The organism is Streptomyces sp. ADI95-17 (genome assembly GCF_003846175.1).
Classification (GTDB): domain Bacteria; phylum Actinomycetota; class Actinomycetes; order Streptomycetales; family Streptomycetaceae; genus Streptomyces; species Streptomyces sanglieri.
Window position 1 is genome coordinate 1082631 of record NZ_ML123044.1, and the last position, 15428, is coordinate 1098058.

Genomic DNA, 15428 nt, shown 5'->3' on the forward strand with positions numbered 1-15428 from the left:
CCGGACCCGGCGCGCCCCGCCCCACCGCCGCACGGCCGGTCAGACCGTGACGCCGCCCTGGATCACCCGCAGGTCCGCCGCGTTGGCCTCGGTGACCTTCCAGAGTTCCTGCTGCCGGCCGTGCACATCGGCGACGGTCGCCGCGTGGTCGTCGAGCAGTCCGGCGGCCCGTTCGGCGAGGCGGGCCCCGAGGTGCCGGTCGTGGACCGAGATGCCCCACTCCGGGCGGTCGATGTCGGCGAGGAAGTACGCCATCTTCGGGTGCGAGATCAGGCTGATGATCGGCGTACCGCAGCCGAACGGGATCATCCCCGCGTGCCCGCGCATCCCGATGACCAGCTTGGTCCGGGCGTAGGTGTCCCGGATCGCGTCGTTGTCGAAGTCGTACATCGGGATCACCGGCAGCGCGATGCCGTGCTCGCGCCGCAGGTCGAAGGCGATCCGCTCGTCGTCCAGCGAGTGGGCGACGCACTGGACCTCGGCCCGGGTGCCGAGCTCCCGCACCGCGGTCGCCATCTCGGCCAGGAAGTGCCCGTAGTCGTGCCCGAAGCGGAGCCCCGAGCGGTCGTACGCGGCGTTGATCAGCACGGTGTCCTCGCGCCGCACCGGGTCCGCCCAGCCGTCCACCAGCTGCCTGGTGACCGTCGTCGGGCAGGGCTGGAAGCGCACCTTGTCGTGGAGCGAGGCGGGCAGCAGTTCGCGGACCTTCTCGATGGAGCCGTGGTTGCGCAACCCGAAGAACGAGGCCCGTTCGACGAGCCGGCGCAGGCTGGAGAGGAACCTCTCCCGCCCGTGCCCGTACGCCTGGCCGTCGAAGGCGTTGAAGCCGACCGCGTAGACCATGACGGGTACGTCGATCCGGTCGAGCAGTTCGTCCGGGACGTTCCACTGCCAGCCGCTGTTGCCGTTGGGCGCGGTGTCCGGGATGAAGAGGCCGCCGCCGCCGATGACCAGGCCCCGGCGTTCGTTGACCCGTTCCAGCGCGGCCTCGTCGAAGAGCCGGTGGGCGTGGATGGAGTGCCACCGCTGCGGGCCGGTGTCCCGGCCGAAGGCCAGCCGTACGCTCTCCGGCAGCAGCTTGTCCCCGGCGTTGCCCTGGCGCTCCATGTAGAAGGCGACATGGGCGAGCTGGCCGGCGGCGGGGCCCTCCGCGGGCGGGGTCAGGTCGGTGGTGCGCTTGTGCATCAGCCGGTTGGCCCGGTGGGTGGGGTCGACCGCGAGGCCCTTGAGCGCGTACTCGGCCGCCGCGTCGTCGTCGCCGTGGATCCAGGCGATCTGGGCGAGGCGGGCGAAGGCGGTCGGAGCCCGGTTGGGCGACGCGGTGGCGAGCAGCAGCCTGGCTCGGGCCTCCTCGTAGCGGGAGACGCTCATCAGGGCGTGGCCGAGCACCTCGTGGGGCCAGGATTCGTCGACGGGGATCCGGACCCGGCCCAGCAGATCGGCCGCCTCCTGGTACTCGCCCGCCGCGATGTGGGAGGCGGCGACCTTGCGGGCGTCCTCCGGGGAGCCGGTGCGCCGCACGTGCGGGGTGCCGTAGTGGACCAGCAGGTCGTGGTGCTTGGCACCGGGCAGCGCCAGGTAGGCGGCGTGGAACTCGGCGTCGGACAGCTCGAATTCGTGCCAGCGGTCCTCCGCCTCGCGGTATCCGGCCTCGCCGCCCTGCCAGGGCTTGTGCCGCCCGGTGAAGTGCAGGATCGCGGTGGAGTCGGGGACCGGGAGGTCGCCGCTCAGCCGTCGCTTGACGAAGTTGTAGCGGGCGTCGAGCTGGACGAAGTCACCGTCGAGCACGGCGTTGAGGATGCCCTGGTCGTGCTTGTCGAGCTCGTACGTGCCGGCCCGCCCCACCTCGTCGAGCCGCGCGCAGAACGCGTCGCTCAGATACTCGCGCTGGATGACCAGCAGTCCGCTGTTGAGCTTGTGCTGCCCGTAGAAGAACTGCGGTACGGCGGCCAGTCCTTCGCGCAGTCCGAGCAGTTCACCGAGATCGCCGAGGACGACCATGTCGGTGTCCAGGGTGATCACGGTGTCGTAGTCGCGGACCCGGAAGACGTCGAGGATGAAGTAGGCCTTGCGCACCAGGTAGTTGTCCTGGTCGCCCTTGGCGTACGAGTCGTAGTGCCCGGCGTCGACGCGGCGGAAGTCGACGCGCGGGTGCAGGGCCCGGATCTGTGCGACGGAGGCGGGGCGCAGTCCGTCGTGCAGGACGAGGAAGTCCTCGCAGACGTCCGGGTTGGACAGGGCCAGGCTGCGCAGCAGGGCGAGGAAGCCGGGCAGGTAGTTCTCGTCGACGAAGCTCGCGAAGGCGATCCGGCGCTTGCCGGTGAGCGGGTTCGCGGGCGCGGGCGAGGCGGGTGGGGCGGAAAGAGGCGTGGCGGTCGTCGTCATCGCAGTCGGATCCTCATGTCGGTGACGCTCTGGGCGCGTTCCATGACCCACGCCTTTTCGCTGGTGTACTCGTGCACGGAGGTGATGGGCATCCGCATCGCGCCGGGCAGGCGGTAGGCGCCGCTCTCGTAGAAGTCGAAGCCGATCAGGTCGAGCCGGCTGCTGACGTCGAGGTGGTCCAGGAGCCAGAGCATGTTGAAGCCGGTGGTGGGGATGGCCGGCCAGACGTCGGCGCCGACGCGGCCGATGTCGCGCAGCGGCCAGCGCAGCGACTCGTCGCCCAGGTACTGCTGGGCGCCGGGGACGAGGCGGTTGCGCAGGGAGTGCTTCCAGTCGCCGGCGACTCCGCCGAAGACCAGCCGGGTGTGCACCTTCTGGTCCCAGTTGAACCCGTGCTTGTGGATGGTGGCGTGGATGTCGGTGCGCCGTCCGGTGGCCGCCGGGTCGATCCGGTACGAGTTGAACCGTACGACCAGGTCGTAGCCGTCGATCTCGGCGCCCATCGAACTGGAGCCGACGCGCTGGGAGTTGGCTATCAGGCAGATCGACTTTCCCGCGATCCGGTTGCGGAACTCGCCGACGGTGGTCCACTCGACCCCGCCGAAGGTGGGGTCCGCGACCGGGCCGCGCATCCGGCTGCGGCGCTGTTCGGCGTAGAGGCCGACGGTCCCGGTGAGCCCGGCCACGGCGGCGGGGTCCGTTCCGGCCGCCTCCATGGCCAGTCCGAGGTACTGGGAGGTGGCCTCCTGGAGTTCGGTGACCGGGGCCCCGGTGCGCTCCTGGGCGAGCAGGGCGCTGACGAGCAGGGGCTCGGCCCGGTCCCAGTCGCCGCGCGCCTGGAGGGCCAGTCCCTCGGCCCAGGACTCGGTGACGGGGCGGTCCGCGTGCTCGACGGCAGCCGGGCAGTCGTGCTCCAGCCTGCGCAGCAGCTCGTCCTGGCGCCGTGCGCCCGCGCGCAGCCCGACGACCTTGGCCGCGATGCCGAAGCCGTCGTCCTCGGTGAACGAGAGATAGCGCTCGTACGCCTCGATGGCCGCGGCCTCGGCGCCCATCGCCTCCAGCGTCCTGGCGCGCAGCCGCCAGCCGGCCCGGGAGCCCTTGCGCTGGGTCAGCACCGTGTCCCCGATGAGCACCGCGAGCTTCAGCTCGTCCTCGTACCCGCAGTCCAGGGCCTTGTTGCCGACCGCGAGCAGCGGGTCGATCAGTTCGTCGGCGAGGGCCGCGGCGGAGTTCCCGCCCGCCTTGCCGGACCGCCGCATCAGCGGGAGCGAGGGCGCGGTGGCCGTGGACGGCGCGGGCCGCGTCGCGGCGTGCACGGCCAGCAGGTGCCGCAGCGCCTCCGCGAGTGCCGCACGCCGCCGGTCGAGCCCCGCCACCAGTTTGGTGCTGTGCGCGGCACAGGCCCGCAGGCACACGTCCATGTCGGTCGGGGTGACGGAGGCGAGCGGCGACGCGGCGCTCCCGGGCGGGGCCGAGTCGCGTTGCCGTGGCCAACGGGTGCGGGCTTCTCTCATGGCGCTCCAAGCGTCTGTGCCCGTGGGGGAAGGGGGCGTGTCCGGGCGTGCGGTCACCGGGGCGCGCCGGGGCCCCGCCCCGGTGCGGGGCGGATGCTCGGCGCGCGTGTTCGGTTCCGCGACACGTTAAGAAACCTGAACGGCCACCGGATGAACTCGCCCTTTCGGTACCGGAAACTGCGCACCGACCCCGCTGGTACAGGCCTTTCAGCGCACCCCGTACCGCGCCTCGATGCCCGCGACGATCAGCCGCAGCCCGTCCTCGAAGCGTTCGTCGTAGTTGGCGAAGATCTCGGCACCGGCCGCGGCGGCGAGCGGGTACGCGGTCATGCGTGCGGCCCGCTCGTCGATGTCGAAGCCCTCGCGCCGCTCGTCCGGCATCGGCCGGACGCCCTGCTCCTCGGTGACGAAGCCCATGGTGTACGAGTAAGCGGTGGTGCCGGCCCGGACGGCCTGCCACAGCTCGAAACCGGCGTCGACCATCGTCCGCAGATGGGTTTCGAGACCGTCGGCGTGGTCGGTGCCGGTGAATCTGGCCCCGCTGTAGACCTTCGCCCCGTCGCGGTAGCGCAGCAGGGCGGTGCGCAGCGCGCTGTTGTACGCGACGAGCTGGTCCTGCCAGCGCTCCGGGCCCGGTCCCGGCAGGTCCTCGGCGAGCATCCGGCGGTACATCACCGTGGCCATCTCGTCGAGGAGCGCCTGCTTGTCCTTGAAGTGCCAGTAGAGCGCGGGCGCCTTGACGTCCAGCTCCCTGGCGATGGCGCGCAGGGTGAGGCCGTCGAGGCCCGCCTCGTTCAGTAGCCGCAGCCCGGTGTCGGCCACCCGTGCCCGGTCGATCTTCGTCGTACCCACCTTGACAATTTAACAGCGTTAAGCACACACTCCCGACCATGGAACTTAACAGCGTTAAGGAAATCGAGGTCCTGATCGTCGGAGCCGGCCCCTGCGGCCTGGCCCTCGCCTGCGATCTGGCCCGCCGCGACGTGCGCGCCCTGGTCGTCGAGCAGGCGCCCGCGCTCTTCCCCGGCTCGCGCGGCAAGGGCATCCAGCCACGCACCCGGGAGGTGCTGGACGACCTCGGGGTCGGCGACGCGGTGCGCGAGCACGGCGGTCCGGCTCCGGTCGGGATGGTCTGGCAGGACGGGGAGCGGCAGCGGGAGCACGACATGTTCCGCCGCGCCGCCCCGACGGACGCCGAGCCGTACGGGGAGCCGTGGCTGCTGCCGCAGTGGCGCACCCAGGAGATCCTGCTGGCCCGGCTGCGCGAGCTGGGTGGCGATGTCGCCTTCTCCACCGCCCTGACCGGGCTCGGCCAGGACGCGGACGGCGTCACGGCCCACCTGTCCGGCGGGCCGGTCCGGGCCTCCTTCCTGGTCGCGGCGGACGGCGGACGCAGTACGGTCCGGCGCGAGCTTGGGATCGCCATGGCGGGCGAGACCGTGGACCCGGCGCCGATGCTGGTCGCCGACGTACGGGTGGCCGAGGGTGCGCTGGACCGGCTCAACTGGCATGTGATGAACGGGGAGCAGGGCTTCCTCGCGCTCTGCCCGCTGCCCGGCACGGCGGACTTCCAGCTGGTCGCCCAGTTCAGGGAGGGCGAGCCCGACACGTCTCCGGAGGGGGTGCGCGCGCTGGTCGCCGCCCGTACCCATCTGGCGGCCGGGGACATCACCGAGGTCCGCTGGTCCTCCGACTTCCGGCCGCGCGCCGCGCTGGCCGACCGGTTCCGCGACGGCCGGGTCTTCCTGGCGGGCGACGCCGCGCACGTCCACTCCCCCGCGGGCGGGCAGGGCCTGAACACCAGCGTCCAGGACGCGTACAACCTGGGCTGGAAGCTCGGCCAGGTGCTGCGGCACGGTGCGCCCGTCTCCCTGCTCGACAGCTACGAACAGGAGCGCCGCCCGGTCGCCGCCGCCATGCTCGGCCTGTCGACCCGGATCCACCGGGGCGAGCAGGAGCGCGGCGCGGCGACCCAGCAGCTCGGCCTCGGCTACCGCGAGGGCCCGCTGTCGGTGGGCCGGGCCGGTGCCCTGCACTCCGGCGACCGCGCCCCGGACGGCCCGGCGGACGGGGGCCGCCGTCTCTTCGACCTCTTCCGGGGCCCGCACTTCACCCTGCTGACGGCCGGCACGGACACCGGCCTCCCGGCCTTCGACGGCGAACAGCTGCGCGTGCACCGCACAGACGCCTGCGAGGCGTACGGCAAGGGTCTGTTCCTGGTCCGCCCCGACGGCTACATCGGCTGGGCGGGCGAGGACGCCTCGGGCCTGGCGCGCTACCTGGCCCCGCTGGGGGTCCCCGAGGTCACACGCTGCTGAGCGAGAGCTTCGCCGCGAACCCCAGGAAGAGCAGACCGGCCGCCGAAGTGGCGCCCGCCGACAGCCGCTTGCGGCGGCGGAACGCGGCGGACAGCCGGGTGCCGCCGAATATCAGCATCGACAGATAGAGGAAGCTGGCGATCTGCAGCAGGGTGCCCAGCACCAGGAAGGACAGCGCCGGATAGGCGTAGTGCGGGTCGACGAACTGAACGAAGAACGAGATCAGGAAGAGGATGGCCTTCGGGTTGAAGAGACTGACCACCAGCGCCCGCCGGTACGGCCGCTCCATCGCCGCCACGGCCGCGGGCCCGGCATCCTCTTCGGTCAGCTCGGCCATCCGCCGGTGCCGCTCGCGCCACATGGTCACCGCGGCCCGCAGCATGCCGATCGCCAGCCAGGTCAGATAGCCCGCACCGGCGAACTTGACGACGGCGAAGAGCACCGGCGTCGTCTGCAGCAGCGACGAGGCCCCGAGCGCGGACAGCGTCATCAGCACGGTGTCCCCGGTCCACACCCCGGCCGCCGCCACATACCCGGTCCGCACCCCGCGCCGGGCGGCGACGGAGAGCACGTACAGCGAATTCGGCCCCGGCAGCAGGACGATCAGCACCAGGCCGGCGAGATAGGTCGGAAGATCGGTGACACCCAGCATGAAACGGAGTGTCGCACGCGGGTACGACACTCCGTCCAGGGGGTTCGACCACTGTTCATGAGCTCATCTGTTCATGAGCTCATCCAGGGTCGCGGACATTCAGCGAGAGATCACCCGTCCGGGTACCCGCCGCCTCAGAAAGCGTCCGACGGGACGTACCGCCCCCACACCTCGCGCAGCGCGTCGCACACCTCGCCCACCGTCGCCCGGGCCCTGAGCGCGTCCTTCATCGGGTACAGGACGTTCTCCGTGCCCTCGGCCGCCTTCCGCAGCCGGGCCAGCGCGGCGTCCACCGCGCCCTGGTCGCGGTCGGCGCGGAGCTTCGCCAGACGGGCCGCCTGCTCGGCCTCGATCGCGGGGTCGACGCGGAGCGGCTCGTACGGCTCCTCCTCGTCGAGCTGGAAGCGGTTCACCCCGACCACCACGCGCTCCGCGCTGTCGGTCTCCAGGGCGATGCGGTACGCGGAGCGCTCGATCTCGCTCTTCTGGAAGCCGCGCTCGATCGCGCTGACCGCGCCGCCCATGTCCTCGACCTTGGCCATCAGCTCCAGGGCGGCGGCCTCGACCTCGTCGGTCATCGTCTCGACGACGTACGACCCGGCGAACGGGTCGACGGTCGCGGTGACGTCCGTCTCGTACGCCAGGACCTGCTGGGTGCGCAGGGCCAGCCGGGCGGACTTGTCGGTGGGGAGGGCGATCGCCTCGTCGAAGGAGTTGGTGTGCAGCGACTGGGTTCCGCCGAGGACCGCGGCCAGGCCCTGGACGGCGACGCGGACCAGATTGACCTCGGGCTGCTGGGCGGTGAGCTGGACGCCCGCGGTCTGGGTGTGGAAGCGCAGCATCAGCGACTTGGGGTTCTCGGCGCCGAACTCCTCCCTCATCACCCTGGCCCAGATCCGGCGGGCGGCGCGGAACTTGGCGACCTCTTCGAGGATCGTGGTGCGGGCGACGAAGAAGAAGGAGAGGCGGGGCGCGAAGTCGTCGACGTCCATGCCGGCCGCGACGGCGGTACGTACGTACTCGATGCCGTCGGCGAGGGTGAAGGCGATCTCCTGCGCGGGCGAGGCCCCGGCCTCGGCCATGTGGTAGCCGGAGATCGAGATGGTGTTCCACTTCGGGATCTCGGCCCGGCAGTACTTGAAGATGTCGGCGATCAGCCGCAGCGAGGGGCCGGGCGGGAAGATGTACGTGCCGCGCGCGATGTACTCCTTGAGCACATCGTTCTGGATGGTGCCGGTGAGCTTCCGGGCCGGGACGCCCTGTTCCTCGCCGACCAGTTGGTAGAGCAGCAGGAGCAGCGCGGCCGGGGCGTTGATCGTCATGGACGTGGAGACCCGGTCCAGCGGGATCCCGTCGAACAGCACCCGCATGTCGTCGATCGAGTCGATCGCGACCCCGACCTTGCCGACCTCGCCGGACGCGATCGGCGCGTCCGAGTCGTGGCCCATCTGGGTGGGCAGGTCGAAGGCGACGGACAGGCCCGTCGTCCCGTTGGCGATCAGCTGCTTGTAGCGGGCGTTGGATTCCGTGGCCGTACCGAAACCCGCGTACTGGCGCATCGTCCACGGACGGCCGGTATACATCGAGGGGTAGACACCGCGCGTGAAGGGGTAGGCACCCGGCTCTCCCAGCTTTTCGCCGGGGCTCCAGCCGTCGAGTGCGTCCGGCCCGTAGACCGGTTCGATGGGCAGTCCCGACTCCGACTCGCGCGTCATCTGCTGTGCCTCCCGCTGAAGCTGCTCAGTAAAGCTACTTACTGGTAACCACGATTCCCGCGACGGACTGTAGCGGTGGGCGCGAGACCGTTGGAGAGGGACGGGCTGGGACCTTGCTCACAGCCCCGCCCGGGGTCTCGTCGCCGCTCTCCCCATCATGCGCGGGCTTTGGCAACCGGGCAGAGCGGGAATCCGTCCAAGGGGACACCGGACACACCGGACACACAGGGGGCCGAGATGATGGGCAGCACCACCGCAAGCACCTCGCGGAACGCGAAACGGAACGTGAAACGGGCTCGGGCGGGGGCCTCGGTGCTCGCCGTTCTCACCGTCGCCGCCGCGACGGCCGGCTGCAAGGCGCAGGCCGCCGGCAGCGCACCGGCGGCCCCTTCGGCGCCGCCGCGGGCCACCGCCACCGACGACAACAAGCCGACCGCACCGCCGTCCTCGCCCACCGCCTCGCCGTCACCGACGCCGCCGACGGCCACGGCGTCGCCCACGCCGAAGCCCGACCCGCAGGGCACGACGCTGATGGCGAGCGGTTCCCAGGGCAAGCAGGTGCGCGAACTCCAGGCCCGGCTTCGGCAGATCGGCCACTTCGACCGCAGCCCCACCGGCTACTACGGCACCGTCACGGTCGCCGCGGTCCAGTCCTTCCAGGGCAAGCGGGGCCTGACCCGTACGGGCAGGGCGGACACCCTCACCTGGCAGAAGCTGCTCGGCATGACGCACGAGCCGACCGCCGCCGAACTGAACCCGCCGACCACCCGGCCGGTCACCAAGCCGGACAAGCGCTGCATGACCGGCCGGGTGCTCTGCATCAGCAAGAACAGCCGGACGCTGTCCTGGATGATCGACGGCCGGGTCGTGTCGTCGATGGACGTCCGCTTCGGCTCCCAGTACACACCGACGCGCGAGGGCACCTTCTCGGTCTACTGGAAGTCCCGCCACCACGTCTCGTCGATCTATCACACGGCCATGCCGTACGCGATGTTCTTCAGCGGCGGCCAGGCGGTGCACTACTCGTCGGACTTCGCGGCCCGCGGCTACGACGGCGCCTCGCACGGCTGCGTCAACGTACGGGACGAGGGGAAGATCGCCTCGCTCTTCGCCCAGGTGAAGAACGGCGACAAGGTCGTCGTCTACGGATAGGACGGAGCTTCCGGAGAAGGAGAAGAGGCGCGGACGGGACCGGGGGAACGTGTCCCGCCCGCGCCATGTGCGCTGAGCCGTAGGTACGGGGGGAACCCCGGCTCTGTGCGCTGCCGATGACCAGTCGGCTCACTCTGTACTGCGCCGCGGCCTCGAAAAACGTCACACCTGGTGGCGGAGGGCCGAAAAAAAGCCTGTCGCGAACGGCTTCGCTCAGCTCCGCGAACCGGTGCCGGAGGCCCGGGCCGAGGGCGTCAGGGAGGCCGGGGCCGGGGGGATGCGCACCCCTTCGGCGAACCGGACCGAGGAGGGCAGGCCGGCGGCGGAGCCGCTGTTGTTCCAGGACGAGCCGTCCTCGCCCTGGCCGTCGTCGTCGCCCTGGTCGTTCCGGCCCGGCTCGGATCTCTCGATCACACGGTCGCAGAACCGGTCCAGGTTCCGGGCACCGTTGGCCAGGGCTTCGAGCTTCTGTCTGCGCTTCTCGTTCAGTTTGCCGTCGCGGTAGTCGCGGCAGGCCTGCAGCGCCTTGGCGTACCAGTCGCCGGAGGCCTCGTTCCAGGGACTCTCGGTCTGCTTGCCGCCGCGGGTGCCGCCCGGGGAGCCGGTCGCGCCGCCGCCGGGCTTCCGCTTGTCGCCGCCGCCGGGCTCCGTCGTCCTGCCGGATCTGTCGTGGTCCCGGTTCTCGGCCGGGGCGGAGGGGCTGGCCGGGGGCTTGGAGGCGCTCCCCTTCGGGGAGGCCGACGGCGGCGGCTGCGCGGTCTCGTCCGTGGTGAGCCCCGAGCCGAGCTCCTCGGGCGTCGCCTCGGCCGAGACGGAGGCCGCGGGCAGCGGAGTGCTCCCGCCGAACGGTCCGGGCAGCATTCCGGTTCCCGCCGCCACGGCCACCCCGCCGAGCGCGCAGCCCGCGAGGGAGGCGACCAGGCCGAAGCGGACGGGCCGGCTCCAGCGCGCGGAGCGGGTGCGTCCGGTGGCCGCGGACGCGGTGGCGTACGGGACGGAGCCGCCCGCGCCGGCCCCGATGAGGACCGGGTCGAGCGCCTCGGCACCGGCGGACCGGCCCTCCTCGGCGCCCGTCGGCCGCGCGTTCGCCCGCGTCGCGCGCGCGGAGCGGCCGGCCGTGCGGAAGGCGGTGAGCGCCGCGGCCTCGCCGGGCAGTTCGGCGGTGGCCGGGCGGGTGGCACGGGCGGCGGCTTCCAGCGCGGCCACGAGCCTCTCGGCGTCCGTACACGACCGGCCGCCGACGGGATCGACCGGCTCGCCGCGGAGCAGTCTCTCCGCGGCGTCCTTGTCAAGCCATTCGTACCGCTCGTCGGCCATCACATGTCCCTCTGCGTCCACGGACGCGAATGCGTCACACCGGCCGGCGCCGCCAGACCGTTGCGGGCGGGGCGCTGGGCGGGCACCGCGTCGAGTTCCGCCGTCCGGGCAGCCGTGCTCCGGTGCGGGGCGGACGGGTCCGCCGGATCTTCTTCGGGGGCGCCGTCCACGCCGCTGTCCGCACCGCCGTTCTCATCGTCGTCGCCGTCGCCGCCGTCCGTGCGCAACAGCTCGGCCAGCCGCTTCAGGCCCCGGTGCGCCGCGGTGCGTACCGCCCCCGGACGCTTGCCCAGCGTCTGCGCGGCCCCCTTCGCGTCCAGGCCCACGACCACCCGCAGCACCACGGCCTCGGCCTGGTCCTGCGGCAGCTGGGCGATGAGCGACATCGTGCGGCCGGTGGCCAGGGCCTCCATCGCCTCGTCCGCGGTGTCGGACTCGGCCGGCCGCTCGGACAGCTCCGACTCGTCGCCGCCGATCGCGGGGCGCCTGCCGCGCATCCGCAGATGGTCCAGCGCCCGGTTGCGGGCTATGCGCGCCGCCCAGCCGCGGAAGCGGTCGGCGTCGCCGCTGAACCGGTCGAGGTCGCGCGCTATCTGCAACCAGGACTCGGACGCCACGTCCTCGGCGTCCGGCTCCCCCACCAGTGTCCTTATGTAGCCCAACAGCCTCGGCTGCACAGCGCGGTACACAGTACGGAAGGCGTCCTCGTCCCCGTCCTGTGCCGCGAGTACCGCGGCAGTGAGCTCCGCGTCGTCCCCCAGCACTCCCTCAACCTGCCCTGCTGTCCCGAATCGCAGCTGGTCATCACTGCCGCGCCACCCTGCGCGACTCAGCACGCTACGTCCTCGGCGGGGCTCACGTCCATGACTTGTACAACCCGCAACATTCCTCGGACACCGTGCGGTGTGACAGAAAACGCACCGACGGCGCTGAGAGGAGTACGGGGTCGTCCTACGGCCCCGCGGAAGACGACCGGGGCCTCTCCTGTGGGGGGTGGCGGCCCCGGTCGTCCTCAGTAGTTTCTTCTTCTTGGCCTGCACTCATGGCGCGCACAGGCAACCGCGTGGCCCAACGGCTACCTCCGGAAACGCGACCACGTCGATCCCCGGGCCGGCCCAGCTCCTGCCGCTCAGACCGATGACGATCTCACCGCTCCCGACCACACCTGGACCGCCGGAAGCGGAACACTCGACACGGCACTCCGGACGGGGCTCTGTCCCGGCCACTTCAGCACGTCGAGGCTCTGGCCGACGCTGGCGAGATGTCGACCCGACCTCGATAGCGACATCGCCTGGGTGCACACACCGATCCGCCGCTCCTTTCCCGAAGAAGGGGCCACCCACACCGTCTGCCGCCTGACAGGAGGAAGGACCAGCAGGCGGACACCCAGCGCCGGGCAAGCTCATGCAGTTGCCCCCCGCGATGGGCGGCACTCGCGGGCCTGTCTCCCTCGGCGCCACCACCGCTGCCGCAGCCCAAAACCGTCTCGGATCCCGATCGGAGCGAGAGCCTGATGGCCTCTTGCGCCGCCGCCGAAAAGGCCAAGGCCGGGCCATTCCCAAGGCTTACGCTGGATCACAGGACGACGAGGGGCGGGACCCCCGTGCGCGCGCTGCATGTTCACCACGTCAAGGATTCACTCAGGCAGGACTTCACCGGCCTGATCGACTTGAGCGATCTGACGGACAGTCAGCGAACCCAGTCCGACACGATCTTCCTCAGCAGGGCATTGGCAGCTCGCGCCGTACAGCGCTTCACGGGCCGCACCCTCGACGAGGCCGCGGCCGCCGTGACTGACGGGTTCCACGACAACGCGATCGACGCTCTAGCCATTGATGAGGAGAATCGTCGGATCGTCATCGTCCAGTCCAAACTAGACAGTTCAGGAAACTCTGGGCTGTCCCAGGCCGACGCCCTCAAGATCCGGAACGGCTGCAGCGACCTGTTCAACATGAGGTTCGACCGCTTCTCCCCCGCACTCCAAGCGCGTCGCACGGAAATCACTGCGGCTCTGAGTGATGCCGCGGTCACCTTCATCGTGGTTGTCGCCACTACGGGCCAGAGCACCCTGCCAACGGAAGCACAATACGTGTTCGACGACTTCCTGGCAGAAGCCAACGAAAATGATCCGGTGGTCACTCTGGAAGTACTTGGCCTACGAGAATTCCATTCCATGGTGGTTGAAGGAACAACAGGGCCACGGATCGAGATGACCGTCCCTATTGAGCAGTGGGGCAAGGTCGACCTTCCTTATCAGGCGTACTACGGACTTGTTCAGGCAACAGAAATCTCCTCTTGGTTCGAACAATATGGTGATCGACTCTTCTCGCAGAATCTACGAAAGTCGCTCGGCAATACCGAGGTAAACGAGGGCTTGACCCACACGCTACTCACCCAGGGCGAGAACTTCTGGTATTTCAATAACGGAATCACCGCACTCTGCGAGTCCATCAAGAAGACGCCTCGTGGTGGCTCTACCCATGCATACGGGGACTTCACGATCGAGGGTGTGAGCGTGGTCAACGGGGCGCAGACCGTGGCGAGCATCCACCGGGCCGCAATGAAGGAGGAGAAGTCCCTCGAAGAGGCCCGCGTGTGGGTGAGATTCATCTCACTCGAGGGGTGTCCACCCGATTTCGCCACGGATGTGACCCGGGCGACGAACACGCAAAACAGTGTCGAGAGCCGCGACTTCGTCGCACTTGATCAACAGCAGGAGCGCATTCGTCGAGACATGCTTCTGTCACTGCACAAGCAGTATTCCGTCAAGCGCGGAGAAAGCGTACCCATAGAGAGTGACGGATGCACAGTCGAAGACGCAATCGTTGCCCTTGCCTGCGCCCACAATAATCCGTACTACACGGTTCTGGCGAAGAGCGCCGTCGGCCGGCTGTCCGAAAACACCGAACGTGCGCCATACACAAATCTGTTCAACAACGGGACCAGTGCGCACCGGGTGTGGCGTTGCGTTCAAGTGATGCGTGCGGTCGAGGCAGACTTGACCAATCGCCGGAAGAACCTTGTCGACAGGGAGTTCGCCGTGGCCGCACACGGGAACCGGCTTGTGCTACAGCTGGTCTTCAACCAACTCGGAATGGACAAAGTCAACGATGCGAACTACGACTGGGATAAGGACATCAGGCGAATCCACAAGGTGACCGGCATCACTCTCGACCACCTAACCGAGGCCATCGAGAGCACGTACTCGAACAACTATCTCGCACCGCTCTTCAAGAACATCACGAAGTGCCGCGACCTGGTCACCCAGGTCGAGACCAAGTTGAGTGCCGGCTGAACGACGGCGCCCGGCAGATTGACTCTTTGCCGGGCACCCCAGACCGCTCAGGATTTAACGCCCGACCACTGCAAGCCATAGGCGATACAACTCCCTGACCGTGATCCGAGCAGCGCCTTCCATCGCTAGCATGCGCCGCACGGGCCGTGGCCCACAGGAGAACGTCCTGGATGTCAGTAGTGATAACGAGCCGCGAGAATGACAATTTCCTTGTCCGTGACCACGTAGACGAGGCGGTGCTCATCGTCGATCCGCCGCGACCACGCCCCGGGCAAGTGGTACTTCAGCGGCTCGGGCTTGCCGATTCCACTGAAGGGGTCGCGTTTGACGTCTTCGATGAGCTTGTTGATCCGAGCGAGTATCTTGCGGTCGTTCTTGAGCCAGGACGTGTAGTCCTCCCAGCCCTGATCCTCGAAGACCAGCCTCACGCAGCACCCTCAGCAGAATCCGCCGCATCGGGATCAATCAGCTCACGCTCCGAGACATTGACGTTCGCCAGGGCGTTCTCGTACGCCTTGAGCAAGCGACGTGCATTCGCAGGCGAGCGCAGCAGGTACGAGCCCTCGCGCAGCGCCGCGTAGTCCTCTGCCGAGACGAGTACGGCGTTGCCATGCTTGGACACGATCTCGATGGCCTCATGATCGTCGTTGACCTTCTTGATCAACGGAAAGAGACTCTTGCGGGCTTCGCTCGCAGTTATCGACATGGATTGACTCCCTACCAAGCGGTACCGAATAAGGTACCACTGATGGCCGCCCAGAGTGGGGCTCGATGAGTGACAACCCCGTCAAGGATCCCAGCACCATCCCGGCCCGGAAAAGAGCCAGGGGTCCGACTCCGACGATTCGGACCCCTCTGACCTGCACATTCAGCAGAGGCGACGTGGCGGATTTACACCTAAACGTTGAACCGGAACTCCATCACGTCGCAGTCCTGCGTCGCGTACTCCTCGACCTCCCCACAGGCCCCGACTTGCACTCTTTGACGTGAGCAGACCACTCGCGTGACCAACGCGCCAACCGGTTCATCCGGATTTCGCCGGCGGCACATCGCGCGCCCCGGGAAGCGGCGCCGGACCCC

General features: G+C 69.5%; 12 protein-coding genes. 3 read left to right on the forward strand and 9 right to left on the reverse strand.

Annotated elements, in window-relative coordinates; genetic code table 11:
* Positions 1 to 39: 39 nt before the first annotated feature.
* From EES42_RS04760 to EES42_RS04770, 3 genes are all read right to left on the reverse strand, one after another.
* Positions 40 to 2385 carry a glycosyltransferase gene (locus tag EES42_RS04760; protein ID WP_124716808.1) on the reverse strand — a complete coding sequence of 782 codons (2346 nt, stop codon included), beginning with the start codon at positions 2383 to 2385 and terminating at the stop codon, positions 40 to 42.
* A complete protein-coding gene (locus EES42_RS04765; protein ID WP_124716809.1) occupies positions 2382 to 3899 on the reverse strand; it encodes a hypothetical protein in 1518 nt (505 codons plus the stop codon). The genes EES42_RS04760 and EES42_RS04765 overlap by 4 nt, the downstream gene beginning before the upstream one ends.
* A gap of 207 nt (positions 3900 to 4106) precedes the next feature.
* Positions 4107 to 4751, reverse strand: a complete 645-nt coding sequence (locus tag EES42_RS04770; RefSeq protein WP_124716810.1) for a TetR/AcrR family transcriptional regulator C-terminal domain-containing protein — start codon at positions 4749 to 4751, stop codon at positions 4107 to 4109.
* 38 nt (positions 4752 to 4789) lie between these two features.
* Here EES42_RS04770 and EES42_RS04775 point away from each other — a divergent pair, with 38 nt between their 5' ends.
* The gene (locus tag EES42_RS04775; protein ID WP_124716811.1) at positions 4790 to 6217 is read left to right on the forward strand and encodes an FAD-dependent monooxygenase; all 1428 of its coding nucleotides are present in this window, start codon (positions 4790 to 4792) and stop codon (positions 6215 to 6217) included.
* On the opposite strand, the gene leuE is transcribed toward EES42_RS04775, so the two are convergent.
* A complete protein-coding gene (gene leuE, locus EES42_RS04780; protein ID WP_124716812.1) occupies positions 6204 to 6869 on the reverse strand; it encodes a leucine efflux protein LeuE in 666 nt (221 codons plus the stop codon). The genes EES42_RS04775 and leuE overlap by 14 nt on opposite strands.
* Before the next feature lie 134 nt (positions 6870 to 7003).
* Positions 7004 to 8584 (reverse strand): acyl-CoA mutase large subunit family protein, encoded by a 1581-nt coding sequence (locus tag EES42_RS04785; RefSeq protein WP_124716813.1) that lies wholly within the window; start codon positions 8582 to 8584, stop codon positions 7004 to 7006.
* Positions 8585 to 8869: 285 nt separating this feature from the next.
* On the opposite strand from EES42_RS04785, the gene EES42_RS04790 reads away from it, so the two are divergent.
* Complete coding sequence (locus EES42_RS04790; protein ID WP_241196237.1) at positions 8870 to 9736, forward strand: L,D-transpeptidase family protein; 867 nt, start codon at positions 8870 to 8872, stop codon at positions 9734 to 9736.
* A 213-nt stretch (positions 9737 to 9949) separates the two neighbouring features.
* Here the strand turns inward: EES42_RS04790 and EES42_RS04795 are convergent, their stop codons facing one another.
* On the reverse strand, positions 9950 to 11074 hold the full coding sequence (locus EES42_RS04795) for a hypothetical protein (RefSeq protein ID WP_241196238.1): 1125 nt from the start codon (positions 11072 to 11074) through the stop codon (positions 9950 to 9952).
* Positions 11053 to 11817: an RNA polymerase sigma factor gene (locus tag EES42_RS04800; protein WP_124716815.1), complete on the reverse strand. Its 765-nt coding sequence runs from the start codon at positions 11815 to 11817 to the stop codon at positions 11053 to 11055. Before EES42_RS04800 ends, EES42_RS04795 begins: the two co-directional genes overlap by 22 nt.
* An 839-nt stretch (positions 11818 to 12656) precedes the next feature.
* On the opposite strand from EES42_RS04800, the gene EES42_RS04805 reads away from it, so the two are divergent.
* Positions 12657 to 14348, forward strand: a complete 1692-nt coding sequence (locus tag EES42_RS04805) for an AIPR family protein (protein WP_241196239.1) — start codon at positions 12657 to 12659, stop codon at positions 14346 to 14348.
* A 173-nt stretch (positions 14349 to 14521) separates the two neighbouring features.
* On the opposite strand, the gene EES42_RS04810 is transcribed toward EES42_RS04805, so the two are convergent.
* Together EES42_RS04810 and EES42_RS04815 are read right to left on the reverse strand one after the other, a co-directional pair.
* On the reverse strand, positions 14522 to 14776 hold the full coding sequence (locus EES42_RS04810; protein WP_124716816.1) for a Txe/YoeB family addiction module toxin: 255 nt from the start codon (positions 14774 to 14776) through the stop codon (positions 14522 to 14524).
* Positions 14773 to 15054, reverse strand: a complete 282-nt coding sequence (locus tag EES42_RS04815; RefSeq protein ID WP_124716817.1) for a type II toxin-antitoxin system Phd/YefM family antitoxin — start codon at positions 15052 to 15054, stop codon at positions 14773 to 14775. Before EES42_RS04815 ends, EES42_RS04810 begins: the two co-directional genes overlap by 4 nt.
* Positions 15055 to 15428 lie beyond the last annotated feature (374 nt).

Coding starts and splice junctions, on each gene's coding strand:
- EES42_RS04760 (WP_124716808.1), bottom strand. CDS start 2,385: ATGACGACGACCGCCACGCCTCTTTCCGCCCCACCCGCCTCGCCCGCG.
- EES42_RS04765 (WP_124716809.1), bottom strand. CDS start 3,899: ATGAGAGAAGCCCGCACCCGTTGGCCACGGCAACGCGACTCGGCCCCG.
- EES42_RS04775 (WP_124716811.1), top strand. CDS start 4,790: ATGGAACTTAACAGCGTTAAGGAAATCGAGGTCCTGATCGTCGGAGCC.
- leuE (WP_124716812.1), bottom strand. CDS start 6,869: ATGCTGGGTGTCACCGATCTTCCGACCTATCTCGCCGGCCTGGTGCTG.
- EES42_RS04785 (WP_124716813.1), bottom strand. CDS start 8,584: ATGACGCGCGAGTCGGAGTCGGGACTGCCCATCGAACCGGTCTACGGG.
- EES42_RS04815 (WP_124716817.1), bottom strand. CDS start 15,054: ATGTCGATAACTGCGAGCGAAGCCCGCAAGAGTCTCTTTCCGTTGATC.